This is a genomic window from Thermanaerothrix sp. (genome assembly GCA_026417795.1).
GTDB lineage: Bacteria > Synergistota > Synergistia > Synergistales > Synergistaceae > Thermanaerovibrio.
Genome location: JAOACP010000010.1, coordinates 1 through 24,856, shown reverse-complemented (window position 1 = coordinate 24,856; position 24,856 = coordinate 1). Strand labels below are relative to the sequence as shown.

Here is a 24,856-nt window from a genome sequence, read left to right as displayed (position 1 = left end):
TCCACATCCTTCCGGATTCAAGCCTGCCGGGCTGGCTCGAAGAAGAGGAAAGAGTTGCCCGGTATCGTCATCTCCAGGGAGAAGGGCCTGCCGTGGGAACCAGCCTCAGATGCCCAAAGGCCCCCCAGGTTGCCCTCCCCGGAACCGCCGTAAACCAATGCGTTCGAGTTCAGCGCCTCCCTCCAAAAGCCCCCGAAGGGAACCCCTATGCGGTAGCCCCTGCGGGCAACGGGCGTGAAGTTGCCCACCCCCAACACCACGTCCCCATCCCCGGAGAACCTAAGGCACGCCAGCACCCCGTTGTCCCGGTCGTCACAGTCCACCCACTGGAAACCGTCGGACTGGAAGTCCTCTCGGTAAAGGGCAGGATGGGACCGAAGGAAGTAGTTCAGGTCCTTGACCCATTGGAACACCCCCCGATGAAGCTCCGAGTCCCTTATAAGGTGCCAGTCAAGGCTTGCGTCGTGGTTCCACTCCCCCTCCTGGCCGAACTCCCCGCCCATGAACAGAAGCTTCTTGCCCGGATGGCAGTACATCCAACCGTACAGTAGCCTGAGCGAGGCGGCCTTGTCCCAGGAGCCCCCCCACATCTTGCCCCACAGGGAGCCCTTGCCGTGCACCACCTCGTCGTGGGACAAGGGAAGCACGAAGTTCTCCGAGTAGTTGTACCAAAGCCCGAAGGTGAGCTCGTTGAAGTGCCACTTGCGGTGAATTGGGTCCCTTGCCATGTGGGACAGTACGTCGTGCATCCAGCCCATGTTCCACTTCATGCCGAACCCAAGGCCCCCAAGGAAGGCCGGCCGGCTCACCATGGGCCAAGCGGTAGACTCCTCTGCTATGGTCTGGACCCCAGGAAAGCTCCGGTAGATCTCGCAGTTCATGGCCCTAAGGAACTCTATGGCCCCCAGGTTCTCCCTTCCGCCGTGTTGGTTCGGGACCCACTCGCCGTCCTTCCTTGAGTAGTCCAGGTACAGCATGGAGGCCACCGCATCCACCCGCAGCCCGTCGGCGTGGTAAAGGTCGCACCAGAAGGCGGCGGAGCTTATGAGAAAGCTCCTCACCTCGTTGCGGTCGTAGTTAAAGATCCCGCTCTTCCAGTCCGGATGGTAGCCCTTGCGGGGGTCCTGGTGCTCGAAAAGGCAGGTGCCGTCGAAGAACCCAAGGCCGTGTCCGTCCTTGGGGAAGTGGGACGGCACCCAGTCCAGGATGACCCCTATCCCCAGCCGGTGAAGATGGTCCACAAGGTACATGAAGTCCTGGGGGGCGCCGTATCGGGCCGAAGGGGCGAAGTAGCCTATGGTCTGATAACCCCAGGAGCCGTAGAAGGGGTGCTCCATAACGGGAAGCAGCTCAATGTGGGTGAAACCGGTCTCCAAAAGGTAGTTCCCGAGCCTATCCGCCAGCTCCCGGTACGAAAGGGACCGGTTCCCCTCCTCCGGCACCCTCTGCCAGGAGCCAATATGAGCCTCGTATATGGTCCAGGGGGAGCTTAAAGTGTTCCTCCCCGGCCTTTCGGACATCCAGACGTGGTCACCCCACCGGTAAGAGAGGTCCCAAACCACCGAAGCGCTCCGGGGTGGAGGCTCGAAGAAGAAGCCGAAGGGGTCCGCCTTTTCGTAGGCCTCCCCCGTCACCTTGGACTTTATCACGTACTTGTACCTGTCACCGGGCCTTACGAAGGGCACAAACCCCTCGAATATCCCGGAACCGTCCCACCTAGGGTACAACCGATGGGAATCCCAGCTCCAGCCGTTGAAGTCCCCTGACACCGCCACCCACTCGGCGTTGGGGGCCCAAAGGGCGAAAAGGGCCCCCTCCTGGCCATCGGCCTCCATGAGGTGGCATCCAAGGCACCGGTAGAGCCGGAAGTGGCGGCCCTCCCTGAAAAGATACACGTCATAGTCGCTCATGAGGCTTATCCCCGGAACAGCACCGCCCAAAGGCACCACCACCTGTGTACCGGATGTGTATAGATGATAGAATCCAGGCAAAACCCAATATATTGTATCCCATTGTACCCCAACAATCCGCTTTGGCATCCCAACATAAGGGGGTTACAATAAAAAAATAAAACAACAAAGCGGGGGATGTGGTCATGACCCAAGCGGAGAGGATGGCCCAAGCCATCAAGGAATCCCAAAGGATAACGGTTTTAACCGGCGCCGGCATATCCACCGAGGCGGGCATACCGGACTTCAGGGGGCCCAAGGGCATATACAGGACCCTAAACGTCAAGGATCCGGAGGGGATCTTCGACATCCGCCGGTTCCGCGAGGACCCGTCGGAGTTCTACAGTTTCCACCGAGGTCTCATGGACATCATGCTAAACGCCCAGCCCACCTTTACCCACAGGTTCCTTGCGGAACTGGAGGGCTCCCAAAAGGTGACGGTCATAACCCAGAACGTGGACGGATTGCACCAGCGGGCGGGCTCCAGGGACGTCATCGAGATCCACGGCGGCATAACCCACAACTTCTGTTCCTCCTGCGGCAAGGCATACTCCGTCCAGGACGTAAGGGAGCTCCTGGGCCTGAACGAGGTGCCAAGGTGCCCCTGTTCTGGCATAATAAGGCCTGACATAGTCTTCTTCGGCGAGCCGGTAAAGCACCTGGACCGCTGTTTCAAGTCCGCATCGGAAAGCGACCTCATGCTGGTCATAGGCACCTCCCTTAACGTGACCCCCGCGGCGCTGATACCCTCCGCATCAAGAGGGTTGCTCGGGGTGGTGAACCTGGGGGATTTCAACTGGCAAAACCTGGGCCGCAAGGCGGACATAACCGCCCAGGAGGGCATAGACTCGTTCTTCCGGAGGGTAAGCGGACACCTGAAGGACATGGCGTAAGGGCATGGGGGGGAGATCTCACTGGACACGTTCCTTGCCATGAGGGTAGAAAACCGGCATCTGGCCCTGCCCCTTGAGCAGGTGGTGCGAGCCGTTCCCGCGGCGCTTCTCACCCCTTCCACCGGGGAGGGCCCCGTGGCGGGGATGCTTAACTTGAGCGGCGAGATGGTGCCGGTGCTGGACCTAAGGGGGATCCTAGGGGTACCTCGTAAGGATATGGCCACCTCGGACGCCATAGTGCTGGCCCGATCGGGGGACGACGTACTTGGCATATGGGTGGACGAGGTGCTGGGGGTCTTCGAGGCCCGGTCCAGGACCCGCTGCACCGTGATGGGGCAGCCGTTGGACGCGGTGGTGATGGAGGACCATAAAACCGTGGCGGTGGTGCTTAACATCGGGGGGATGATCTCTGAAGGTCCATGACTGGGCTGCGGAGGGGGACGTTTGGAAGATCCAGGAACTGACTAAGTCCCTGATCCCAAGGATGGAAGCCCGGTACGGCCTTGACCTTGGGGGGCAGGAAGAACAGGTGCTAAGGGCCCTCAAGGGGCTTTGCGAGGCGGGGATGGACCGCTGTCTTTCCATGGGGCTTGAGGAGCTTTGCGACGAGGTGGTCAAACGCCTGGCGGTGGGGGAAACCTACTTCATGAGGCACCGGGAGGCCCTTGAGGAGTTCGTAAGACACCTGTCGGCCATTGGAAGGCCCCGGGTGTGGTGCGCCGCCTGCAGCTCCGGCGAAGAGGTCTACTCCTTGGCGTTCCTCTTAGTCCAGCGGGGGGTAGAGGACTTCTCCATAGTGGGCTCCGACATAAACCCCTCCGCCGTCCGGCGGGCCATGGAGGGCGTCTACGGCCTATGGTCCCTCCGGGGGCTTGGGGATGAGAAGCGTCTTTTGCTAGACCACCTCCAGGGGGAGCGCTTCAGGGTCAAGGACAGGTACAGGAAGAACGTGCGCTTCCTCACGGGCAACGTGCTGTCCCCGCCGGAAGGCCTATTCGACGGCATATCCTGCAGGAACCTATTCATATACTTCTCCGACTCCGCCACATGTAAGGCCTTGGACATCTTCCACGAAAGACTTAGTCCCCAAGGGGTTCTTCTTGTAGGGGCGGCGGAGGCTCCTTCGGTAACCAGGCTAAGGGGCACCCTTTTCAGCCCCTCTGGGCTCTTCGTCTTCCGGAAAACGGCCCCCACCGGCGAGGGACGGCCAACACGCAACCTGGAGGGCGGATGGCGGGCCCTCCAAGGGGAGCATCACCCAGTGGACGGGGCCCAACATCCTGTTTTAAGAAGCCCGAACCTAATAAACGAAACACCCAAACCAAGCACCCCGAAATCCAGCAAGGAAGCGGACGCACCAAAGGCGGTGGACAAGGATGAGGAGGACAGGGTTTTTTACAGCATAAAATCCACCGCCGACCGGGGGGACCTGCAGGGGGCCCTTGCCCTCCTGGCCTTAGCGGAGGCGGAGAACCCCACCTGGGCCAAGATCAGGTTCCTCAAGGGGGTGATATTGACGGACATGGGGATGCACAAGGAGGCTAAGGAGGCCCTCAAGGAGGCGGCGTATCTCGATCCAGACATGCCCGAAGCCAGATACTCCCTCATGATACTGTCCCTTAAGGAGGGGGACGTGGCCTCCGCCCAAAGGCACGGGAGGCTTCTTCTCAACAGCCTTAAGGACATGGACGACGGGAAACCTACGCTTTACGGATCGCACATAGCGGTGGGACATCTTAGACGGGCCGCAAGGGAACTGGTATGAACTCCGCAAAAGGAGGCACTACGATGAGTTCAAAAGAGGATCTAAGGGTCCAACGGTTAAGGGCCAGGGCGGCCAAGCTGTCCCATCTACCGCCGGCGGAGGAGGAGCTCATCAGCATGCTGGTCTTCGTCAGGATGGGGAAAAGGCTGGGGGTGCCCGCCTCAAAGGGGGGCGAGATAGTGCGGCTTAAAATAGGATACACTCCCCTTCCGCTGACCGCCCCCCACATAGCGGGGGTGTTCAACCTGAGGGGCAGCATCGTGCCCCTCATAGACCCGTCTTCCCTGGCGGGCATATCCGGTTTCGGGGAGATATCGGTGGCCATGATGACCCAGAACCTCAAGGGGCCCTTCGGCATCGGGTTCGACAGGCTGGAGGGCATGGTGAACGTCAAGGCCTCCGAGATACGGGAGGTGCTGGGCGCAGGGGCGGTGCGCTGGATGTTCGGGGAGGTGCCCGTGATCGATCCGGACGTGATATCCCCGTGACCTGGGTTTCGACCGACTCGAAAGGCGCAGGCCTATCCATTGAAGGCCTTAACCTTAGAACAAAACACTCTATCCGCTTGGGGATGGATGTTGATGAAGCTGACCATAAGGCTCAAACTGCTCGGACTTATCACCGTAGCGTCCGCCTCTCTCGTCTGGCTTGGATTTATCCTTTGGGAAAACAGCGTCCAGGCGGAGAGGATGGCCGTGGACCAGCGGCTGGTCCATGAGGCGCTTTTGCTGGCGAAAGGGCTGAACTACAACCGGGTGGAGATACGGGGGCTCTTCTTCTCCGTCCTTTCGGAACACATAAACGACCTCTACGGGGGCGACATATCTAAAAACCTAAGCCATAAGAGGGAGACCATCAACCAGATGGGCAGGGACATCGACAAACTGCTCAACAACCGGTACGTAAGGTCTAACCCCAAGGAGCTTTCCATGGTGGAGCACCTGAAGGACCACTACATGGCGTGGCATCAGGGGCACGAAGAGGTGGACCAGGTACTTTTGGCGTTGAGCCGCAGCAAAAACAGGTCATCCCGCGAAAGGATCTACGCCGAAGGCCTTGAAAGGATAAGGGAGCTCCTCAAGGTATCCGACCAGTTCGGCAAGGAGACGGAGGCTTTCTCCAGCTACATGACCGCCGAGGCCTCCAAAAAGCTGATGGAATCCGCGGAAAGGGCAAGGCGCTCCGCCATGAAGGCCATTATAGGCCTTGGGGTCATAATAGCTCTGATCGCGTTCACCGGATACCTTCTTGCCTTCCAGATATCCTCCGCCTTCCGGTGGGGCTCCGGCGTGATGGGGCAGATAGGGTCCCACAGGATAGACTTCAAGGTCCCCGAGAGGTTTCTTAAGAGGTCCGACGAGGCGGGCGACATGGCAAGATCCGTGGAACGGCTTCTGACGAGCCTCAGAGAGCAGATATCGGAGATGGCCGAGACCTCAAAGACCATAGACGACACGGCGGTGAAGATAGGGGCCACCATGTCCCAGGTGGCGGCCTCAACGGAGGGAAACCACTCCGCCATAACCGAGAGCTCCTCCTCCATGGAGGAGATAAAGGCCACCGCCAAGGCCACCACAAAGCGGATGGAGGAGGCCACGCAGCTCTCCCGGGAGGGGCTTGAACTGGTCATAAGGACCAACGAGGCGGTGATGGGACTTCTGGAATCCCTCAAGCTTATAATGGAGAGGATGAACTTCATATCGGGCACCATAGTGAACCTGAATGACCGAAGCCGGGAGATAATGGACATAGCGGACACCGTGGAGGACCTGGCGGAGCAGTCCAACCTGCTGGCGGTGAACGCGGCGGTGGAGGCCGCCCGCTACTCCGACAGCGGGAAGGGCTTCGCGGTGGTGGCCCAGGAGATAAAGAGCCTGGCGGAACAGTCCAAGCAGTCCGCCAAGGACGTAAAGCGCAAGCTGGAGGAGGTCCAGCGGGCCACGTCATCGGCGGTTATGGCCACCGAACAGGGGATGAGGGCGGTGTCGGAGGCGGAGAGGCACACTGAGCCGGTGAAGGTCTCCATGGACCAGATGGCCCGACAGCTTGGGGAGATATCCCAGATGGCAGCCCAGATACTCAAGGCCAACCAGGACCTGTTCGTAGGGGTCGAGCAGGTGAACCTGGCGCTGGAGCAGATACGAACCTCCAGCAGGGAGAACGCCGACGCCATGAAGGAACTCGAATCCGCCGCGAAGGAGCTCAAGGCCAAGGGGCACAACCTGCTGCACCTTGTGAGCACATACAAGCTCTAGGAGATGAGCCCCATGGAGGACGATTTCCTGGAAGAGCTTCGAAAGGATTTCGCCATCGAGGCGGATGAGTACCTCTCCACCATAAAGGAGGTGCTCCAGGACCCCTGGTCGCTTGAGGATTCATCCAGGCTGGACTCCGCCTACAGGGCCTTTCACAACATGAAGGGGGCCTCCCAGACGGTGGGATACCCCAAGGTGTCCATATTATGCCAGTCCCTGGAGTCCCTGCTCTCCGCCGCAAGGAAGGGGCATAGAAAGATCGTCCCGTCGGACCTTAGGGTGATAGCCGCCGGCCTGGAGGCCCTTGAGGCCCTGATAAGCGGTCAAGACACGCCCATTGAGGCGGTGGTAAGGGAAGTCGAAGCCCTCCTAAGCGGGAAGTCTTCCCCGCCCCCTCCCGCCGGTGAAGCCCCAAGCCCTGCCCCATCAACCGAAAGGGCCCCGGCGGATGCCCAAGGGGGCGCCCACAGGACAGCGGAGATATCCGACGCCCCAAAGGGCCCGAAGTCCCCTACCGCGGAAGACGTGGAAGCCCCGAAGGCGGCAAGTGGGACGTCGACCCAGGAGCCCTTGACCGCGGTTTCTGACGCAATGCCCCTTCAGGGGCTGGAAGGACAGGAGCCCAAGGGGCACCAAGGCCAGCCACAGGAGCACGACGACACCGTAAGGGTCAGTTTCAAGGATGTGGAGGAGCTCATCTCCCTGCTGGAGGATCTCATGTCGCTGCGCCTTTACGCGGCCCAGAAGGCGGACCAGCTCTTCGCCGCCGCATCGGAGGAGAAGGGCTTCGGCGATGTAAGGCCCGTCATCCGGGGGCTTAGGGAGGACCTTTCAGCCATGGACAGGTCCATAAAGGGCCTGATGCACAAGGCCAGGGACATGGCTATGATACGGGGGGAGTGGCTATTAAAGTACCTCAAGAACTCCGCCATGGGACTGGCCCTTAAGCTATCAAAGTCCGTAAGTGTTAAGGTGTCGGGGGGGCACGTAAGGCTGGACAGGAAGGTCATGGAGACCCTGAAGGACCCCCTCATGCACCTGGTGAGGAACGCCATGGACCATGGGATAGAATCCCCTGGTGAGCGGGAAAAGCTGGGGAAGCCCAGGTCCGGCACCGTATGGATATCCATGGGGACCCAGGGCAGCGACTGCACCATCACCGTCAGGGACGACGGAAGGGGCATGGATCCCGAAGCGATAAAGGGGAAGGCCCTAAGGGAGGGTCTCATATCCAGCCACCAGGCCTCATCCATGGGGACCGAAGAGATCTTGAACCTCATATTCCAATCGGGGTTCTCCACCGCCCAGACCATATCGGACGTCTCTGGCCGAGGGATAGGCATGTCCATAGTACGGGAGGCCTTGGACAGGATAGGGGGCTCCATCAAGGTGGAGACCGCTAAGGGACTTGGGACCACGTTTTTAATGCGCTTCCCCGCCGCCGTAAGGACCTACCGGGGGGTGATGGTGAAGGCGGGGGGCCACACCTTCAGCATACCCTCGCAACAGGTCTCCATGGTATGCCCCATTAAAGGCAGTGAAGACCATGCCGGCGGGATCGCCATGGGGAAGGACAGGTACCTTCCTGTAATCGACCTGGCGAGGCTGTTCGGCATAAACACCCCTTCACAGCCCTCCCTAAGACCCCAGGGTGTGGTAATCCTCTCTCCCGACGGCCAGGAGGCCGGAGTGGTAAAGGTGGACCAGATCCTTGGGGAACATGAGGGGATAGTAAAGGGGCTTGGGTCGTTCCTGGGCAAGGTGCGGTTCTTCGCTGGGGGTACCGTGCTGGGATCGGGGATGGTGCTGCCGGTGCTGGACGTGAAGGACCTGCTGGACTCCTTGGAGAGGGACTCGGCGCCATTGATGGAAGACAAGCCGTCGGGGCCCAAGAGGGTGCTGGTGGCGGAGGACTCGGTCACATCCAGGGTCCTTCTCAAGAACATCATAGGCTCCCTCGGGTACCAGGTGGACACCGCCTCGGACGGCCAGGACGCCTGGGAGAGGTTGTCGAAGGAGACCTTCCATCTGGTGGTTACCGACGTGGAGATGCCAAGGATGGACGGCATCGAGCTTTTAAGGCGCATAAGGGCCAATCCGTCCACCGCCAGGCTGCCGGTCATTGTGGTAACCTCCCTGGACTCCCAGGAGCAGGTGAAGATGGGGATGGAGGCCGGGGCGGACGCCTACGTGTCGAAGAAGGACTTCGACCAGGACAAGCTCAAATCCATGATATGGGGATTCCTTGGATGACCGGGGCACAAAGGCAAGGAAGACAGGTTGACAGGAGGTGATGGCACCGGTGGGGATAAACGTGCTGGTGGTGGACGACTCCCTTTCGTTCAGAAGATACATGCGGATGGGACTATCCTCCCTCCCGGAGGTGGATCGAGTCACCCTAGCGGAATCCGGCGAGGAGGCGTTGGAGGTGCTCAACCTCTCGGAAGGCCACTTCCAACTGGTGACCATGGACATCGAGATGCCCGGCATGGGGGGCATGGAGGCCATAAGGCGCATAAAGTCCCGCTGGGACGTTCCGGTGATGGTCATATCCTCCCTGTGGTCGCCGGCGGAAGTTGCGTTGACCTTCAAGGCCTTCGAGGCCGGCGCCTTCGATGTCATGGGGAAGCCCAGCCCCGGGACGGATCCTAAGGACTTCGCAAGACGGGTCATCTCCACGGCGATGCCGGTAATAAACGGCGCCGAAATAAGACCCACAAGGAAGCCCGATGCCCCTGCGGCTTCGGAGCTGACGGCGAAGCGCAATCTGAAGATGATAGCCCTTGGGGCCTCCACCGGCGGCCCCAAGGCCACGCTGGAGCTACTCACAGCCCTTCCCAACCCCATACCGCTGCCGGTTTTGTTGGTGCAGCACATGAGCGAAGGGTTCGACGAAGGCTACGTGGAGTGGATAAAAAACGCCTCGGGCCATAAAATTAAACTGGCCCGGGAGGGAGACGTCCCCCCCAATGGCCTGGTGTTGGCAGCCCCCGCGGGGCGCCACATGGAGCTTCACAAGGGCAGGATAAGGCTAACCGAGGCCCCGGCGGAGCACGGGGTAAGGCCGTCGGTTTCGGTGCTCTTCAGGTCCCTGGTAAACGAGCTGGGCGGAGGTTGGTGCGGCATACTCCTGTCCGGCATGGGGTCCGACGGGGCCCAGGAGCTCAAGGCCGCCAGGGAGGCTGGGGCCCTTACCATGGTACAGGACGTAGAATCCTCGGTGGTTTGGGGAATGCCCGGGGAGGCCTGGCGGATAGGGGCGGCGGAGATGATGCTCAGCCCATCGGAAATGGGGGGCTTTTTAAGGAACCTGATAGGTTGATCCCCAAGCCGAAAGGACGGGTGATGATGATATTGGACGATTTATTGAATCCCCGCAACCACACTGTGGTCCTGGTGGAGGACAGCCCAACCCAGGGCAGGGGGCTCAAGGGCGTACTGGAGAAGGAGGGCTTCCACGTCCTGTGGTTCCGGGACGGAATAGACGCCCTTGACCACATAAAAGCCATGGATCCGCTACCCTCCATCGTGATATCCGACGTGGTGATGCCAAGGATGGACGGGTTTGAGCTTACAAAGCAGATAAAATCCTCACCGGCCACCAAGGACATACCGGTGATCCTGCTCACCGCCCTGTCGGATCCCATAGAGGTAATAAACGGCCTGAAGGCGGGGGCTGACAACTTCATCGTAAAACCCTCTTCGCCGGAGCAGATCCTCAAACAGGTCTTCTACCTCATAAACCAGGCCCGCCTTGAGGAGAACCCGGAAGCCAGGGCCAGGGTGGTCCTGGAGGTCAACTTCGGCGGACGGGTGCATCAGATAACCGCCCAGAAGATGCAGATAGTGAACCTGATCTTCTCCCTCATAGACTCCTCCTCCGAGTCCGCCCAGAAGCTCAACGACCTTTTGTACCGTCAAGAGCAGCTGGAGGAGGACAAGCGTATCCTGTCTCAAAACCTGCAGCAGGTGCTGGAATCAATGGACGACGGCGTGATCGTGCTGGACCTTTCAGGTAATGCGGCCTACTCCAACATGTCCGCCAAAGCCGTAATGGAGACCGCGGGGACCCAAGAGCTGCTCCCCTTGATAACCAAGACAACCGGGGAGATGCGGCTTACCCTTCCGGACGGCAGCCCAATGATCCTTGACGTCAAGCACTCCACGGTAATGTGGAACGGGTCCCAGTGCAGGATGGCGGTCATAAGGGACGTGACGGAGCTCGTGGCGCTGCGGGACCAGCTGAAGACCCAGGCCGTAACCGACGCCCTCACGGGTATTTACAACCGCCGGGGGTTCTTGGAGATGGCCAAAAGGGCTTTAAGGCGCTCCAAGGAGGAGGGCCGGTGCGTCTCACTGATATACATGGACCTGGACGGCTTCAAGAACGTGAACGACACCCTGGGGCACGACGCGGGGGACCAGCTCCTTAAGGCCATGGCCCAGGCCATGATGGAGTCCTTCAGGTCCCAGGACGTGTTAGGACGCGTCGGAGGCGACGAGTTCGCCTGCTTCCTGATCCACCAGGAGGGCTTCAATCCCAAGGAGCTGGTGGGGCAGCTGGAAGAGCTCCTCACGGCCAACCACGGGAGCATATCGGTAAGCCACGGCATATCCCAAGACCACCCGGAGGGCTCCAAAACCCTGGAGGAGATGATGATAGAGGCGGACAAGGCCATGTACAAGCATAAGGAGGAGAAGAGGGCCCGGGGGGAAGGGGCTTACGCATGACACCCCCTCCCCCCATGGCAAGGCAATGGACGACGCCGCAATGTCGGTCTAGCGGCGGCGGCTCCGCCTTCTTCTGGTCAACAGGGTGGACTGCCGCTTCTCCTTCTTCCTGAACGGTCTTGTAAGGATGCCTGGGTTCAAAAGAACGGCCCCAAAAAGCGCCAGGGCCACCACTCCTCCAAGGAGGGTCCACATGGTCCCTTTGTCCAACATGTGCTGCATCCAAGACCCTTGAGGGGCATCCGGCGTTTCCGGCGTTTTAGTCTCGTCCGACTTGTCCGGCGCATCCACCGCGGCCGGTGCCTTATTAGCGGCCGGCGTTTTAGTTTTAGGAGTTTCTGGAATTTCTGGAGTTTCCGGGGTTTCCTGTTTGTGCCATAAGGCCGGCCAAGGAATGCGGACGCTGCTTACTATCTTGGCTATCCTCGCCACCGGGGTCCAAAGGGACCTCCACAGCTCCCCCATCCTCCAGCCAAAGGGCTTGCCTAGCCCCAGGTCAACCACCTTGAGGCCCTCGGGGCCGAAGAAGAACACGTGGCCGTCCTGGTTAGCCGTGTTCGACCCGTAATCGGCCAGGGCGTCGAAGGCCCCCTGAACCGCCTCCATCCGAGACGGAACCAGCACCGCAAGCCCCCCGTCCCCCAGGAGGGACTGACCCATCACCCAAAAGGCCTCGCCGGAAAGCTTGGCCCCCGCGTCCCTATGGGTAAGCTTCAGCTGACCGTCCTGGTACAACACGCTCAGCCTGTCCTCCATGTCCTTGGGCAAACTGCTCCCCACAGATACGAAAAAGCCCTCCGGCACATCCATTTCATCCTGGTAAAACCGAACGTCGGGGAACACGGGAACCCCGGGGGGCAGCAAGGAACAAAGCCACCGAAAGGCGGAAAGGGCTCCAAGAACCCCGGTCCACTTGAGATTTCGTTCGATGAGAACCGGTACGTTGTCCTTCATCAGGGCCCCCAAGTCCCCAAGCATTCCGTAGGCCTTGCCATAGGAGACCTTCGCATACGCAACCTGCAGTGAAGAAGGGCCCGCGGCGCCTCGAACCACCAGCTTCAACCGGTTTTTCACCTTGAGGTTAACCCAATCGGGAACGTCCAGGATCACATCCACGTTGCGGTCCTCAAGCCTCTCGGAACAGGCCAGCTGGCCGTTGACGTACAGGTCAACGCTCCCCTCACCCTTGACCGCAAGGGGCACCACCCCCTTCACGGTGAGTGACAGGCCCTCAACCACTCCACCCCACAAGAAGAGATCCCCCAGCTCGTAGGACCACCCCGGGGCCCACGATCTTGAAAGCCTGCGATAGCTCCAGCAGGCCCCATGGGCTCCATCGGAGGCCTCGGACAGGCCGGTCACCGTGGCTCCCTGCATGATGCCCATCAAGGTGGGGTCGAAGATCTTGGCGCACAGGTCCCTAAGGGACTGCCTCGATACCCCGTTTACAAGCAGGTTGGCCCCCCCGGAGTCCAATGTGACCCCCTCGGCCTGCTGGTCATCCAGCTGAACGCGAACCTTTGGGAGAAAGGGCTCCGATACCTCCTCGGAGGCCTTCAGGAGCACCACCCTTCCTCCTGGCAGAAGGCGGCTCAAGGTACCCACCAGGGCGAAACCGGCGGAGAGTTCCTCATCCCTGGCCTCGTTGGGCACCACCACCGCCACCCCGTCGTTGAGGGACGCAAGCCACTGGGACACGCTCTTCGGCATGGAGAAAGCCCCGGCCAAGACCAGACGGCCTGAGGTTATTTGAACCCCCACGTCCTGGGACGGATCGTCCCAATTGCCCTTGGAGAGGCTTACAAGCACCCGTACCGACACCTTGGTCCCCGGGGACGTGAGGCCCGAAAGGGGGAAGACGATGCGGTTATCCCCAGGCGCCAGGTTGTAGGAACCCACCATAACGTTCCCCCAAAACACCGAAAGGGTGCCCGAAAGGGACCCCTCCGGGCAGCGCACCGACAGCTCAAGCCGCGAAGGAACCACAGAAGGCCCGGGGGGAATCGGGAAGGACAGCTCCGCCTCCCCCTTGGGACCCCCTATGACAAGGCCTCCGGGACCTAAGGACGGAGAGCTGACCCACCTCTCCTGCCCCCAGGCAGAAGAAAAAAACATGCCGGTGAACAGCAAAAGGCCCACCGTCAGGGAAAAAAACCTTCGAAACATGAAAAGCCCCCTACCCGCCGGATCTAAATACCCCCGGATGTATTAAAATACCTGTTAAGACCAAATTATTATACCCGCTATAAAGGCGGTGGCAACGGCATGAAGAGAATTGAAACTAATTTCTTAACCCTATCCGAAATCCAGCGCCGGCTGGCTCAGCAGGTGGTCCTGCGCCCTCTCCGGCGGGAGATACGAAGGGTGGCCGGGGTGGACTGTTCCGAGGCCCGAGGTCTCATAAGGGCCGCGGCGGTGCTCATGTCGTGGCCCGACCTTGAAGAACTGGAAACCTCCACCTTCGACGGCCCCTGCGAGGCGCCCTACGTACCGGGATTTCTGTCCTTCCGGGAGCTGGACCCCATGAAGAAGGCCCTGGAAGCCCTCCAGGGATCGGTGGATCTTGTGATGGTGGACGGGTGCGGCATAGCCCACCCCCGGGGGCTTGGGATAGCAAGCCACCTGGGGGTGGTGATGGGGACGCCCTCCGTGGGGGTGTCGAAGTCGCCCCTGGTGGGGAGCTTCGAAGAGCCCGGCGAGGAGCCCCTCTCAACCTCCCCCTGGATCCATCAAGGCCGGCAGGTGGGATGGGCGCTGAGGAGCCGAAGGGGCTGCAAGCCCATATTCGTAAGCCCAGGACACCTCACTGACCTTGAGGGTGCCCTTGAAATGGTCACAGGAGCCCTACGGGGCTACAAGCTGCCGGAGCCCGTAAGGAGGGCCGACGGACTGTCGAAGCTAAGGCCCCGCAAGGCAAGCTAACGAACGAACATGTAGTAAGCAAGCCCCGCCAATACCGCCAGCACCGCCCCCGCCCCGGCTATCACCAAGGGTGACAGGGCCTTGGGAGGCGGCGGTACGTCTTCCTTGACGTCCTTAACCGCCTTCTTTATCCGGACGTTGCCAGAAAGCCTCAAGATCCCCACCAGCCCATCGGAGAGGTGCAGGTCCACCTGTGTGCTTCCGGTCTCGGTCTTCTTCACCGATATTACCTTGGCGGACACCACCCCGTCGAATTCCGGCAGTTTTGACTTGAACAGGTCGTAGAAGAACGAGTCCTCCGGCAGGGCCGCCAGCACCTCATCGCCTTCCTTCAGGCCCTGGAGCGGGATTCCTCCCACGGGGTCCAACACCGGTTGACAGGTGAGCACCACCAGGTGGGGGACATCGGGCCGAAGCTTCGGCTCCTCCTCCCCGGCGGCTGGAGCCTCTTCATCCCGCCGGTTCTTCGCCTCCACTGCCTCCAGCTCCTCCGACGCCTCCTCCGCGGATATCTCGTCCATACGGGCCACCGCCACCGCCTTGAGCCCAAGCCGGTCCATAGAAAACCTAACCAGCTCATGTTCAAAGGACTTCACGCTACCCTGAAGCAGGGCCCGCTGAAAAACCTGGCCGTCCTGGATGAACATCTTAAGCTGCAGGGCCCCGTAGGCCCCGAAGGACTGCTCATCCCCTCCCATGGACTCTATGAGGTGAACCCTGGACCTCCAGGAGTCCGGCAGCTCCACGTCGGTGGACGCCCCCGCCGCCTTGACCCATATGATCCGCTTGGAGTCCCCTAACACGCAGAAGGGGAATAGAAACCGCTGCCCCCTCTCGTTCTTGCCGTCCACCATCCCGCTTATGACCGCGTAATCGGGCACCCGCAGCACCCCCCGCCTTACTGTTATTGCCCCATATCTTACAGGCACCGTGAGGATTTTAGCACCCCATTCCGGGGGGCTTATTTTAACAACGCCAGGTTATCAAGTAAAATGATTTCAACGCAATCTCAGGGCCATTAAAATATAAAAACCAGCCGGGGGGTGAAGGACATGGCAAGAAAGGTGGTAATAATAGGGGCCGACGCGGCGGGCATGAGCGCCGCCTCACAGCTCAGGCGGCTGGACCGGGATGTTGAAATCCTGGCCTTCGAAAAGGGGCATTACACGTCCTACTCCGCCTGCGGGATCCCATACCTTGTAGGGGGGCTCATAAAGGATCCCCTTAGGCTCATATCCAGGACCCCCGAAGGGTTCGCCGCCATGGGGATTGAGGTGCGGACCCGGTCGGAGGTGACCCATATAGACACCACCACAAGGACCGTGGAGGTGCTGGAGCTGGACGCCGGGAGGACCTACCGGGAGCCCTACGACCAGCTGCTCATAGCCACCGGGGCCAAGCCCATAAGGCCCTCGGTGGAGGGCATAGACGCCCCCGGCGTATTCGGGGTCAACACCCTGGACAGCGGCATGGAGCTCCTCAACGCCATAGAGGAGCGGCACCCCCGCAAGGCGGTGATAATAGGCGGCGGCTACATCGGGCTTGAGGTGGCGGAGGCGTTGAACTGCCACAGGGGACTGGACGTAACCGTGGTCGAGCGGGCTACTGCGGTGATGGGAACCCTAGACCAGGACATGGGAAAGCTGGTGGGGGACGCCCTTTTGGACGTGGGGGTGAAGCTCAGGACCAACGAGACCCTGAAGTCGGTGGAGCACCACGGAGGCTGGGTTAAGGGGGTCTGGACCGACCAGGGGTTCATCGAGGCGGACATGGTGGTGTTGGGGCTCGGGGTGGCGCCTAACTCGGACCTGGCCCAGAAGTCCGGAATACCCTTGGGCTTCAGGAACTCCATAGAGGTGGACCTTAGGATGCGCACCCCGGTGGAGGGGGTCTGGGCCGCCGGGGACTGCGCCCAGAACTTCCACATGATAACCCGCAAGCCCTTCTACGTGGCCATGGGGACATCGGCCAACAAGATGGGCCGGGTGGCGGGGCTCAACCTGGCGGGAAGGGATTACCTCTTCCAAGGGGTCATGGGCACCGCGGTGTGCAAGATATGCAAGTACGAGGTGGCAAGGACCGGCCTTTCGGAAAGGGAGGTGCGGGAAGCCGGCATCGAAGCGGTTTCCGCCGTAATAACCGACGAGACCAGGGCGGGTTACTACCCCGGTTCCGGGGACATAACCGTCAAGCTTACGGCCCGGAAGGACGACGGCGCCATAATTGGAGGACAGATAGTCGGCGTGGAGGGGGCGGCAAAGCGCATAGACGTGATCGCCACCGCCATAAGGGGGGGCCTCACCGCCGAGGACCTGGTGAACATGGACCTAAGCTACGCCCCGCCCTTCTCCCCCGTTTGGGACCCGCTGCAGGTGGCAGCCAGGGGTCTGTTGAAGCTCCTGTGACCGCAATTCAACCACAGGGAAGCCATGCTGTGGTAGGATCTCTCACATGAGACGATCCTACCGCTTTTTATTATCTTTTTTATTAGCCCTCCTCCTGGCAGCTATTCTCCTGTGGGCCCACATGGAGCTTCCCAGGGAAGGGGAGGCGGAGTTCTTCGCCATGAACACCGTCATGAGGATAAGGGTTAAGTCCCTTGCCCCTGATGAGGTTTTGGAGCGCTGCGAAGCTCAGGTAAGGCGTCTTGAGGAGCTTACATCCGCCCACCTTGAGTTCTCGGAGGTATCCAGCCTCTCCAGGACCGGCGCCCTGTACCCGTCGGAGGATGTGCGGCGGCTGCTGCGAATGGCGTTGAAGGCGGCCAAAGACTCAAGGGGCGCCTTCGACCCCACCATAGGGGCCTTAACGTCCCTTTGGCAGATAGGTACCCCCAACGCAAGGGTACCCAAGCCATGGGAGATAGCAAGGGCGGTAAGGCATGTGGATTACCGGGGGCTCTTTGAGGACCGGGACGGGAGGTTTCACCTTAAGGCGGGACAGAGGCTGGACCTTGGCGGCATAGCCAAGGGCTTCGCCGGGGACGTGCTGGCAAAGGAGCTTAGGTCCATGGGGGTCCAATGGGCGGTGCTGGACCTAGGCGGGAACGTGGTGGTGGTGGGAAATCCCGACAAGGGCCCCTGGAGGATAGGCATACAGCATCCCATCTCCCCCAGGGGGACCATCTTGGGGGTCCTGGAGATAGCAGGTCCTAAGGCGGCGGTGGTGACGTCGGGGGTCTACGAGAGGTTCCTCGAGGTGGGCAACCGAAGGTATCATCACATCCTGGACCCCAAGACCGGCTATCCCGTCCAATCGGGTCTTCTATCGGTTACGGTGGTGTCCCATTCCTCCTCCGAGGCAGACGCGCTGAGCACCGCACTGTTCGTCCTAGGCCCCAAGAGTGGGCAAGGACTCCTCAAAAGATACGGCGCCCTTGCCCTGTTCGTGACACAAGACCGCCGGGTGCTCATAAGCCCCGAGCTCATGGGGAGGTTCACCCTTAAGGATCAGTCCTTCAGGGTTGAGCCCATTAAGCCCGGCGCAGGCCTGGAGGGAGGGGACGGGCCGTAGACATGAGGAAGCTGGATCGCTGGGTGGCGGCGCTGATAATCCTCGTATGCCTTGGCGCCCTGGCCGCAAGGCGCGTGATTGACCGGACTGCGGGGACCGCAACGCTCGAGATATCCTCGCCCACGCTGCAAAGGGTCATACCCCTGGACGGGTCCTTCAGCGGCACCATACGGATCGAGGCCCCGGACGGGGGTTTTAACGTGGTGGAGGTGCGGGGCAAGACAGCCAGGGTCCTGGACGCGGACTGCCCGGACCGGTTGTGCGTAAAACAGGGCTGGCTCTCAAAAGCGGGAGACCAGGCGGTGTGCCTCCCCCATAGGCTTGTGGTGCGGGTAAGGGGGGATAGGGGGGAGGATATCCATGGGATATCCCAGTAGGCGGGTAGCCGTCGACGGACTGCTCCTGGGAGCCGCGGTGTGCGTAAACCTCCTGGAGGGGCTCTTCCCCTATCCCATACCGGGGGTGAAGCTTGGGCTTTCTAACGCCTTAGGGCTCACCGCCTTCGCCCTTTGGGGCTTCAAGGACGCGGCGCTGGTATCCATCGGTAGGGTGCTTATGGCAGGGCTGCTCTTTTCAGGGTTCGGGCTGTCGTTCCTGTGTTCCCTGGCGGGGGTCCTTGGGGCACTTGGGGTCCTTCGGCTTCTTGGGGGCCTTTGGCCCGAGAGGCTGTCATTGAAAGGCCTAGCCCAAGCCCAGGCGCTGGCCTTCAACCTGGCTCAGCTCTGGGTGGCCTCAAGGGCGGTGAACTCCTTCCACCTGTTCCTAACGTACCTTCCCATCATGGGCATATCGTCGCTGCTTACGGGCTTCGCCACCGGCACCATGGCGGGATGGCTTAGGGGAAAGATAGAGGGGCCCAGGGACTAGCCCAGGGCCCCTCGAATTTTTAGTATGAGGACTCCAGGAATATGATCGACTTGGTGGGGCACTTATCGACGCACTTCCTGCACTGGGTACACTTGGACTGGTCTATGACCGGCAGGTTGTTGTCCATGGTTACGGCCCCTTCGGGGCAGACCTTCTCGCAAAGGCCGCACCCTATGCACCCAAGCTGGCAGACCTTCTTGACGTCCGCCCCCCGCTGATGGGAGCCGCAGGCCACCCGGACCCGCTTGTCCATCACCACCAGCTCTATGACCCCCTTGGGGCAGGAGGCGACGCAAAGACCGCAACCCACGCACTTGGATTCGTCCACCCGGGCCAAGGAGTTCTCTATCCTTATGGCGTCAAAGGGGCAGACCGCAACGCAGGTGCCAAGCCCAAGACACCCGTAGGAGCAGGCCTTGGGTCCGCTCCCGGGCAGCACCACCGCCTCCCGGCAGTCCATGACGCCGTCGTATATGTAACGGGCCTTGGCCACGTCAGGGCTTCCCTTGCACTTCACAAAGGCCACCCGTTTTACCACGTCCTCCGCGGACATACCCATGACGGCCGCCACCTTGGTGGCCACATCGGCCCCGCCGGGGGCGCACTTGTTGGGCTTCGCCTCCCCGGACACCACCGCCTCCGCATATCCGTCGCAGCCCGGGTAACCGCAGGCGCCGCAGTTAGCCCCCGGAAGGGCGTCCCTTACCTGCTCAACCCTCGGGTCCACCTGAACCCGGAACTTCTCCGCCGCCACCGCCAAGAGGACTCCGAAGCACAGTCCCAGCCCGCCCAAGACCGCCGCTGGGAACAAGGTTCCTTCCACCCCCATAGAAGCACCTCCCTATATGAGTCCCGTGAAGCCCATGAACGCCACCGCCATGAGGCTGGCGGTGACCAGGGCGATGGGAAGCCCCCTCATGCATCGGGGCATGGTGTCGCTGGCGTCTATCCGCTCCCTCAACCCCGCCATCAGTATGAGGGCCAAGAGGAAACCCACCGAGGCCCCTACGGCGTTAACCATGCTGCCAAGAAGCCCGTAGCCTTTGTTCATGTTGATGACCGCCACGCCCAAGACCGCGCAGTTGGTGGTTATGAGGGGAAGGAATATGCCCAAGGACTTGTAAAGGCCGGGGTTAAGCTTTTTAAGCGCCATCTCCACCAGCTGCACCAGGGCCGCTATGACCAGGATGAACGAAAGGGTGTAAAGGTACTGCAGCCCCAGGGGGACCAGAACGAAGTTGTACAGCAGCCAGGTTATCAGGGAGGCCAGGAATATGACGAATATGACCGCCATGCCCATGCCCTTGGCGGTGCCGAGCTTGGAGGACACCCCAAGGAAGGGGCAGCACCCCAAGAACTGGGAGAGTATTATGTTGTGGACGAAAACCGCGCCCAAGAATATCCCTATGAGGCTCATCTTCCGTCATCCTCCGTCCTTAGCATGCTGCACACCTGGCAGCTCCCGCAAGCGGTCTGCTTGCCAAGCCGATCCGCGTCGGAGTCCGCGTCTATCATGTCGGTGCCTCCCGGACGGCGGCGGCGCTTTAAGTCCTTCCTGTAGTTAAGGTACCCCATCACCAGCCCCAGGGTGAGGAACCCGCCGGGAGCCAGTATCATCACCAGGGCGGGCTGCACGTAATGGGGAAACACCGGGTATCCGAAGATGGTTCCGTTCCCCAGTACCTCCCGGATGGATCCCAGTATCAGAAGGCCCACGGTGAACCCAAGCCCCATGCCTATGCCGTCGAAGAGCGACGCCGCCACGCCGTTCTTAAAGGCAAAGGCCTCCGCCCGGGCAAGTATTATGCAGTTCACCACTATGAGTGGGATGAATATGCCAAGGGACTTGTCCAGGGACGGGGCGTAGGCGGACACCAGGAACTGGATGATGGTGACGAACCCCGCTATGACCACTATGAAGGCGGGTATCCTGATCTGATTGGGTATCATGCGCCTAAGCATGGATATGACCACGTTGGAGCCCATCAGCACCGCGGTGGCGGCGACCCCCATTCCAAGGCCGTTTATGGCGCTGGTGGTAACCGCCAGGGTGGGGCAAAGCCCTATGACCTGGACAAACGTGGGGTTCTCGCCGAACACGCCGGCCCTTATCCTCTCCAGGGCGGTACGTATCATTTCCTCTTACCCCCCATCTTCTCAAAGACCTCCACCGCGGAGTTGACCCCCTCGGTGACCGCCCGGGAGGTTATGGTGGCGCCGGATATGGCCAACACCTCGTCCTCCTTCGCCGGGGCGGACTTGACCACCTTGAGCGCCTGGGCCTTTTTGCCGCTGAACTGGCCGGAGAAGCCCGGCTCGGAGGCCTTGGCACCAAGGCCAGGGGTCTCCGACTGGCTCAGGATGCTTATCCCCTTTATGATCCCGTCGGTCCCTATGCCGGTGACGAAGACCACAGGACCGGCATAACCCCTGACAGAAACGGTCACCGCGTAGCCCACGACGCTGCCGCCCTTGCGGCCCTCCTGCACGTCCTGAACCCCCGTTACGGGTGGAAATTTTACGGACGCAAAGGAATCCGCCTCCGGAAGGGTCTTCCTAAAGGCCTCCTGTCTTTGGGCCTCCTTGGTCTTGCTTATGGGGCCCGCGGTTATCTGCTGCACCGCCCCAAGCACCAGGCCGGTGACGGCGGTTATGACGAACAGGATGGTTCCAAGCTTCACCTTCTCGTTCAAGACCTCTTCACCCCCTGGGGCTGCCCAAATATCCTGGGCTTGAAGTAACGGTCTATGAGGGGCACCGTGAGGTTCATTATGAGGATGGAGTAGGAAACCCCCTCTGGATAACCCCCGTAGAACCTTATGAGCGTGGCTATGACTCCGCAGCCGAAGGCGAACACCATCTGCCCGGACTTGTCCATGGGGCTTGTGGCGTAGTCGGTGGCCATGAATATGGCGCCCAGGAAGAGACCACCGGCGAATATCTCGTAGAGAGGCCCCATGGATATGCCCGAGGGCCTGTGGAGAACCGCGCTCAGCACCGCCACGGTGCCTATGTAGACCACCGGGATGTGCCATGTGATTACCCGCTTCCAGATGAGGAAGAGACCGCCCAAGAGAAGGGCCAGCGCCGAGGTCTCACCGATGCAGCCCCCCACGTTGCCGATGAAGAGGTCCATGAGGGGGGGGAGCTTCGCTCCCGCGGCCTCAACCCCTTTAAGCAAGGCCAGGGGGGTGGGGCCCGTCACACCATGGAGGCTCCAGGTGGTCATGGGCACCGGCCAGCTGGTTAGCATCACGGCCCTGGCGGCCAGGGCGGGGTTGACTATGTTCTTCCCAAGGCCGCCGTAAAGTTGTTTAACCACGATGATGGCAAAACAGCTGCCGAGGGCGGCGATGAAAAGGGATATGTCCGGCGGCAGGTTATAGGCCAGAAGAAGCCCCGTCACCGCGGCGGACAGGTCAGACACGGTGACCTTGCGGCCCGTGACCTTCTGCCACAGCGCCTCGGAGCCCACCGCGGACATAACGCACACCGCTATGACCCAAAAGGCATGGAGCCCGAAGAAATAGACCCCCGCCACCCCTGCGGGCAGCAGCGCCAGGAGCACCAGCCCCATTATCTTACGGACCGTCAGCTCATCCCTTATGTGGGGGGAGCTGGAAACCACAAGAAGCCTGTTCAACCTATGCCCCTCCTTTGCGCCTTCTGGCTAGGATAGTTCTCTTGCCGTCCCTGCAGGACTGGGTGAGGTGACGCCTGGCAGGGCATGAGTAGGCACAGCACCCGCACTCGATGCAGTTCATCCCCCCAAGGCTCTCGAACTGGTCGTACTCCCGCTGGCGGATCATGGCGTCCAGCTCATAGGGGGTAAGCCCCATGGGGCATGTGGCCACGCACTTGCCGCACCTTATGCAGTTCTCCTCCTGGCCAAGCCTCGCCATGGCCTCCGAGAGGGCCAGTATGCCGGAGGTACCCTTCACCACCGGCACGTCAAGGTCCCCAAGGGCTATGCCCATCATCGGGCCTCCGGCTATGACCTTCATGGGTTCCTTCACGAAGCCCCCGCAGGCCTCGATGAGCTCCCGCACGGACATGCCAAGCCTCACGCCAAGGTTCTTGGGCTCCTTCACCGCATCCCCGGTCACCGTGACTATGCGGTCGATGACAGGACGGCCGTTCACCACCCCGTTCCATATCTGGTGAACCGTGCGGACGTTGAGGATTATGCAGCCCACGTCGGCGGGAAGCCCTCCGGGGGGGACCTCCCTCCCGGTGACGGCGTAGATCAGCATCTTCTCCGCCCCTTGGGGGTACTTGGTCTTCACGGCCTGCACCGATATGCCCTTTGAGGCAAGCCCCGTCTCCTCCAGGTACTTCCGCATGGCGCCAAGGGCGTGGGGTTTGTTGTCCTCCACCGCCACAACTCCCTTGACGCCTTGGGGGAAGAGCCTAAGAACCACGGAGAGCCCCCTTAAAACCTGCCCTCCCTCCTCCATCATGAGCCGGTCGTCGCAGGTGAGGTACGGCTCGCACTCCGCGCCGTTTATTATCACGTGGTCTATGTTCTTGTCCGGCGGGGGAGTGAGCTTAACCGCCGTGGGGAAGCAGGCCCCCCCCATGCCCACTATGCCGGACTCCCGTATTATCCTTCTGATCTCGTCGGGGGCTAAGCCCTCCCAGTCTTCCCTGGGAGCTATGGAGGGATCCCATTCGTAGAGGCCGTCGTTTTCCACCACCACACAGGTGTCCAGAGCGCCGGATATCACCAGCCGCTGGGACACCTCCTTGACCACCCCCGACACCGACGAGTGAACCGGGGCGGACACGAAGGCTTCGCTGTCGCCTATCTTCTGACCCACAAAAACCCTGTCCCCCTTTTTCACAAGGGGTTTGCAGGGGGCCCCTATGTGCTGCGACATTGGAAATACCAGCTCGCCCCCCGGGTCTATCCACTGCACCGGAGAGGACTCGGTGGAACCCTTCCGATGGGGGGGATGAACCCCTTTCCTGAAAGTAGGTAACGCCATAGCCGCCGCCCTCCATGTGTTAGATTCTAAATTTTCGGGAATATTGTTCCGTGTTTTTGCACAATTGTCCCGAACAACAGCATAAAGGATACACCCAAATTGGCTCTTTGGGCTAGCATGCATCTCTTAATTTTCCCTACTCCGGACGACGTTTTTATACGCAAATAACTACTTAAATATATAAATCACTAAAAGCGCGTTGGGGAGATGGTTTTATAAAGAAAATTTAAAATCAACAGCCACTACGACCCCCGCAGCCCCCAGGGCCCCTCAGCTATTTTACCGCCTCCCAGCTCTCCACTCCGCCGGGGAACACCTCCATCATGGGATGGGGCAATATATCCGATAGGGGGCTGAGATCCTCATACCTTTGAGGATCCCTTCGGGCCAGCTTCCTCAATAGGTGCTCCCATTCGTAGGCCAGCTGACCGGAGGACACCGGTATCCTTGTGCCCATCTCCCTGCCCGGCGCATCAAGCTTTGAACCGTCGAACCCATAACCCCTCCGCCGGGCTTCCTCCAAAACCGCCCGCAGGTACTGGTTCACCGCAAGCACCGGCTCATCAAGAGACCTGAACCGGATGAGCTGCGGATGGTTCCTGTATCCCACGGTCTTCCCCTCCAGGACCGCCTTGGCAAGCAGCCCCTCCCTCCAAAGGGCCACCAAGCCCTTGGAGTCCAAATACATGGGGTGAAGGGACCAAAGGCGCACGAGGCTCACCACCTTCCCTCTTAAATTAAATGAATTACCATAGCGTAGCTGTGTAGGTCAAGAAGGCCCACAACTTCCGCCATCAATCATTAAGAACCATCCAAAGGCCGGGGCCCAAGGGGGACGGTGGGACCGGAATCCCACCCACCTCCCTTGGGCCCCATTCCACCGCCAACCGGCTAGAGCCTCCAATCGGGAAGGCCCTAGCACTCCACCCGGAACACGCTGTCTATTATGGTGCCGTCCCGGTACTCCACAAGG

At 60.7% G+C, this 24,856-nt stretch carries 23 protein-coding genes and 1 pseudogene; 14 read left to right on the top strand and 10 right to left on the bottom strand.

The features are described 5' to 3' along the window. Window positions 1-17: 17 nt before the first annotated feature. Window positions 18-1,940, bottom strand: coding sequence for a 1,4-alpha-glucan branching protein GlgB (gene glgB / locus N2315_03350; GenBank protein MCX7828226.1), 1,923 nt, complete (start codon window positions 1,938-1,940; stop codon window positions 18-20). Between the two features lie 155 nt (window positions 1,941-2,095). Between glgB and N2315_03345 the strand changes: the two genes are divergently transcribed. The 9 genes and pseudogenes from N2315_03345 (at window position 2,096) to N2315_03305 (ending at window position 11,593) form a co-directional block, all read left to right on the top strand. After that, window positions 2,096-2,842 (top strand): Sir2 family NAD-dependent protein deacetylase, encoded by a 747-nt coding sequence (locus N2315_03345; protein ID MCX7828225.1) that lies wholly within the window; start codon window positions 2,096-2,098, stop codon window positions 2,840-2,842. A gap of 39 nt (window positions 2,843-2,881) precedes the next feature. Further along, window positions 2,882-3,265 carry a chemotaxis protein CheW gene (locus tag N2315_03340; protein ID MCX7828224.1) on the top strand — a complete coding sequence of 128 codons (384 nt, stop codon included), beginning with the start codon at window positions 2,882-2,884 and terminating at the stop codon, window positions 3,263-3,265. Window positions 3,266-3,326: 61 nt separating this feature from the next. Further along, window positions 3,327-4,607 carry a hypothetical protein gene (locus tag N2315_03335; GenBank protein ID MCX7828223.1) on the top strand — a complete coding sequence of 427 codons (1,281 nt, stop codon included), beginning with the start codon at window positions 3,327-3,329 and terminating at the stop codon, window positions 4,605-4,607. A 23-nt stretch (window positions 4,608-4,630) separates the two neighbouring features. Further along, window positions 4,631-5,095: a chemotaxis protein CheW gene (locus N2315_03330; GenBank protein ID MCX7828222.1), complete on the top strand. Its 465-nt coding sequence runs from the start codon at window positions 4,631-4,633 to the stop codon at window positions 5,093-5,095. Between the two features lie 93 nt (window positions 5,096-5,188). Beyond that, on the top strand, window positions 5,189-6,862 hold the full coding sequence (locus tag N2315_03325; GenBank protein MCX7828221.1) for a methyl-accepting chemotaxis protein: 1,674 nt from the start codon (window positions 5,189-5,191) through the stop codon (window positions 6,860-6,862). Between the two features lie 12 nt (window positions 6,863-6,874). Continuing rightward, a pseudogene (locus N2315_03320) lies at window positions 6,875-8,650 on the top strand (ATP-binding protein). Window positions 8,651-8,728: 78 nt separating this feature from the next. Beyond that, window positions 8,729-9,115, top strand: coding sequence for a response regulator (locus N2315_03315; GenBank protein MCX7828220.1), 387 nt, complete (start codon window positions 8,729-8,731; stop codon window positions 9,113-9,115). Window positions 9,116-9,164: 49 nt separating this feature from the next. Next, on the top strand, window positions 9,165-10,184 hold the full coding sequence (locus N2315_03310) for a response regulator (GenBank protein ID MCX7828219.1): 1,020 nt from the start codon (window positions 9,165-9,167) through the stop codon (window positions 10,182-10,184). Next, window positions 10,181-11,593: a diguanylate cyclase gene (locus tag N2315_03305; GenBank protein ID MCX7828218.1), complete on the top strand. Its 1,413-nt coding sequence runs from the start codon at window positions 10,181-10,183 to the stop codon at window positions 11,591-11,593. The genes N2315_03310 and N2315_03305 overlap by 4 nt, the downstream gene beginning before the upstream one ends. A gap of 48 nt (window positions 11,594-11,641) precedes the next feature. On the opposite strand, the gene N2315_03300 is transcribed toward N2315_03305, so the two are convergent. After that, window positions 11,642-13,759 (bottom strand): hypothetical protein, encoded by a 2,118-nt coding sequence (locus tag N2315_03300; protein MCX7828217.1) that lies wholly within the window; start codon window positions 13,757-13,759, stop codon window positions 11,642-11,644. A gap of 99 nt (window positions 13,760-13,858) precedes the next feature. Here N2315_03300 and N2315_03295 point away from each other — a divergent pair, with 99 nt between their 5' ends. After that, complete coding sequence (locus N2315_03295) at window positions 13,859-14,515, top strand: endonuclease V (protein ID MCX7828216.1); 657 nt, start codon at window positions 13,859-13,861, stop codon at window positions 14,513-14,515. Here the strand turns inward: N2315_03295 and N2315_03290 are convergent. Beyond that, the gene (locus tag N2315_03290) at window positions 14,512-15,396 is read right to left on the bottom strand and encodes a hypothetical protein (GenBank protein ID MCX7828215.1); all 885 of its coding nucleotides are present in this window, start codon (window positions 15,394-15,396) and stop codon (window positions 14,512-14,514) included. The genes N2315_03295 and N2315_03290 overlap by 4 nt on opposite strands. A 171-nt stretch (window positions 15,397-15,567) precedes the next feature. Between N2315_03290 and N2315_03285 the strand changes: the two genes are divergently transcribed. The 4 genes from N2315_03285 to N2315_03270 all read left to right on the top strand — a co-directional run bounded on the left by N2315_03285 (window position 15,568) and on the right by N2315_03270 (window position 18,895). Then, on the top strand, window positions 15,568-16,920 hold the full coding sequence (locus N2315_03285) for an FAD-dependent oxidoreductase (GenBank protein ID MCX7828214.1): 1,353 nt from the start codon (window positions 15,568-15,570) through the stop codon (window positions 16,918-16,920). Window positions 16,921-17,041: 121 nt separating this feature from the next. After that, on the top strand, window positions 17,042-18,028 hold the full coding sequence (locus tag N2315_03280; protein ID MCX7828213.1) for an FAD:protein FMN transferase: 987 nt from the start codon (window positions 17,042-17,044) through the stop codon (window positions 18,026-18,028). 2 nt (window positions 18,029-18,030) lie between these two features. Next, the gene (locus N2315_03275; protein ID MCX7828212.1) at window positions 18,031-18,405 is read left to right on the top strand and encodes a NusG domain II-containing protein; all 375 of its coding nucleotides are present in this window, start codon (window positions 18,031-18,033) and stop codon (window positions 18,403-18,405) included. Further along, window positions 18,389-18,895 carry a Gx transporter family protein gene (locus tag N2315_03270; GenBank protein MCX7828211.1) on the top strand — a complete coding sequence of 169 codons (507 nt, stop codon included), beginning with the start codon at window positions 18,389-18,391 and terminating at the stop codon, window positions 18,893-18,895. Before N2315_03275 ends, N2315_03270 begins: the two co-directional genes overlap by 17 nt. Window positions 18,896-18,914: 19 nt before the next feature. Here N2315_03270 and N2315_03265 read toward each other — a convergent pair whose 3' ends face one another. The 7 genes from N2315_03265 to N2315_03235 all read right to left on the bottom strand — a co-directional run bounded on the left by N2315_03265 (window position 18,915) and on the right by N2315_03235 (window position 24,604). Next, on the bottom strand, window positions 18,915-19,724 hold the full coding sequence (locus N2315_03265; GenBank protein ID MCX7828210.1) for a Fe-S cluster domain-containing protein: 810 nt from the start codon (window positions 19,722-19,724) through the stop codon (window positions 18,915-18,917). A gap of 12 nt (window positions 19,725-19,736) precedes the next feature. Beyond that, entirely contained in the window at window positions 19,737-20,312 is a 576-nt protein-coding gene (locus N2315_03260) for an RnfABCDGE type electron transport complex subunit A (protein ID MCX7828209.1), read from the bottom strand. Further along, the gene (locus tag N2315_03255; protein ID MCX7828208.1) at window positions 20,309-21,031 is read right to left on the bottom strand and encodes an electron transport complex subunit E; all 723 of its coding nucleotides are present in this window, start codon (window positions 21,029-21,031) and stop codon (window positions 20,309-20,311) included. The genes N2315_03260 and N2315_03255 overlap by 4 nt, the downstream gene beginning before the upstream one ends. Next, window positions 21,028-21,588: an RnfABCDGE type electron transport complex subunit G gene (locus tag N2315_03250; protein MCX7828207.1), complete on the bottom strand. Its 561-nt coding sequence runs from the start codon at window positions 21,586-21,588 to the stop codon at window positions 21,028-21,030. Before N2315_03250 ends, N2315_03255 begins: the two co-directional genes overlap by 4 nt. Continuing rightward, window positions 21,585-22,538 (bottom strand): RnfABCDGE type electron transport complex subunit D, encoded by a 954-nt coding sequence (locus tag N2315_03245; GenBank protein ID MCX7828206.1) that lies wholly within the window; start codon window positions 22,536-22,538, stop codon window positions 21,585-21,587. The genes N2315_03250 and N2315_03245 overlap by 4 nt, the downstream gene beginning before the upstream one ends. A 1-nt stretch (window position 22,539) precedes the next feature. Further along, window positions 22,540-23,883 carry an electron transport complex subunit RsxC gene (rsxC, locus tag N2315_03240; protein MCX7828205.1) on the bottom strand — a complete coding sequence of 448 codons (1,344 nt, stop codon included), beginning with the start codon at window positions 23,881-23,883 and terminating at the stop codon, window positions 22,540-22,542. A 274-nt stretch (window positions 23,884-24,157) separates the two neighbouring features. Further along, window positions 24,158-24,604 (bottom strand): pyrimidine dimer DNA glycosylase/endonuclease V, encoded by a 447-nt coding sequence (locus N2315_03235; GenBank protein ID MCX7828204.1) that lies wholly within the window; start codon window positions 24,602-24,604, stop codon window positions 24,158-24,160. Between the last annotated feature and the right edge of the window lie 252 nt (window positions 24,605-24,856).

What these genes read in the sequence shown, in the direction of transcription:
- N2315_03345 (MCX7828225.1), top strand. Translation starts at nt 2,096, where the DNA reads ATGACCCAAGCGGAGAGGATGGCCCAAGCCATCAAGGAATCCCAAAGG.
- N2315_03340 (MCX7828224.1), top strand. Translation starts at nt 2,882, where the DNA reads ATGAGGGTAGAAAACCGGCATCTGGCCCTGCCCCTTGAGCAGGTGGTG.
- N2315_03335 (MCX7828223.1), top strand. Translation starts at nt 3,327, where the DNA reads ATGGAAGCCCGGTACGGCCTTGACCTTGGGGGGCAGGAAGAACAGGTG.
- N2315_03330 (MCX7828222.1), top strand. Translation starts at nt 4,631, where the DNA reads ATGAGTTCAAAAGAGGATCTAAGGGTCCAACGGTTAAGGGCCAGGGCG.
- N2315_03325 (MCX7828221.1), top strand. Translation starts at nt 5,189, where the DNA reads ATGAAGCTGACCATAAGGCTCAAACTGCTCGGACTTATCACCGTAGCG.
- N2315_03315 (MCX7828220.1), top strand. Translation starts at nt 8,729, where the DNA reads ATGGAAGACAAGCCGTCGGGGCCCAAGAGGGTGCTGGTGGCGGAGGAC.
- N2315_03300 (MCX7828217.1), bottom strand. Translation starts at nt 13,759, where the DNA reads ATGTTTCGAAGGTTTTTTTCCCTGACGGTGGGCCTTTTGCTGTTCACC.
- N2315_03295 (MCX7828216.1), top strand. Translation starts at nt 13,859, where the DNA reads ATGAAGAGAATTGAAACTAATTTCTTAACCCTATCCGAAATCCAGCGC.
- N2315_03285 (MCX7828214.1), top strand. Translation starts at nt 15,568, where the DNA reads ATGGCAAGAAAGGTGGTAATAATAGGGGCCGACGCGGCGGGCATGAGC.
- N2315_03280 (MCX7828213.1), top strand. Translation starts at nt 17,042, where the DNA reads ATGGAGCTTCCCAGGGAAGGGGAGGCGGAGTTCTTCGCCATGAACACC.
- N2315_03275 (MCX7828212.1), top strand. Translation starts at nt 18,031, where the DNA reads ATGAGGAAGCTGGATCGCTGGGTGGCGGCGCTGATAATCCTCGTATGC.
- N2315_03270 (MCX7828211.1), top strand. Translation starts at nt 18,389, where the DNA reads ATGGGATATCCCAGTAGGCGGGTAGCCGTCGACGGACTGCTCCTGGGA.
- N2315_03265 (MCX7828210.1), bottom strand. Translation starts at nt 19,724, where the DNA reads ATGGGGGTGGAAGGAACCTTGTTCCCAGCGGCGGTCTTGGGCGGGCTG.
- N2315_03260 (MCX7828209.1), bottom strand. Translation starts at nt 20,312, where the DNA reads ATGAGCCTCATAGGGATATTCTTGGGCGCGGTTTTCGTCCACAACATA.
- N2315_03255 (MCX7828208.1), bottom strand. Translation starts at nt 21,031, where the DNA reads ATGATACGTACCGCCCTGGAGAGGATAAGGGCCGGCGTGTTCGGCGAG.
- rsxC (MCX7828205.1), bottom strand. Translation starts at nt 23,883, where the DNA reads ATGGCGTTACCTACTTTCAGGAAAGGGGTTCATCCCCCCCATCGGAAG.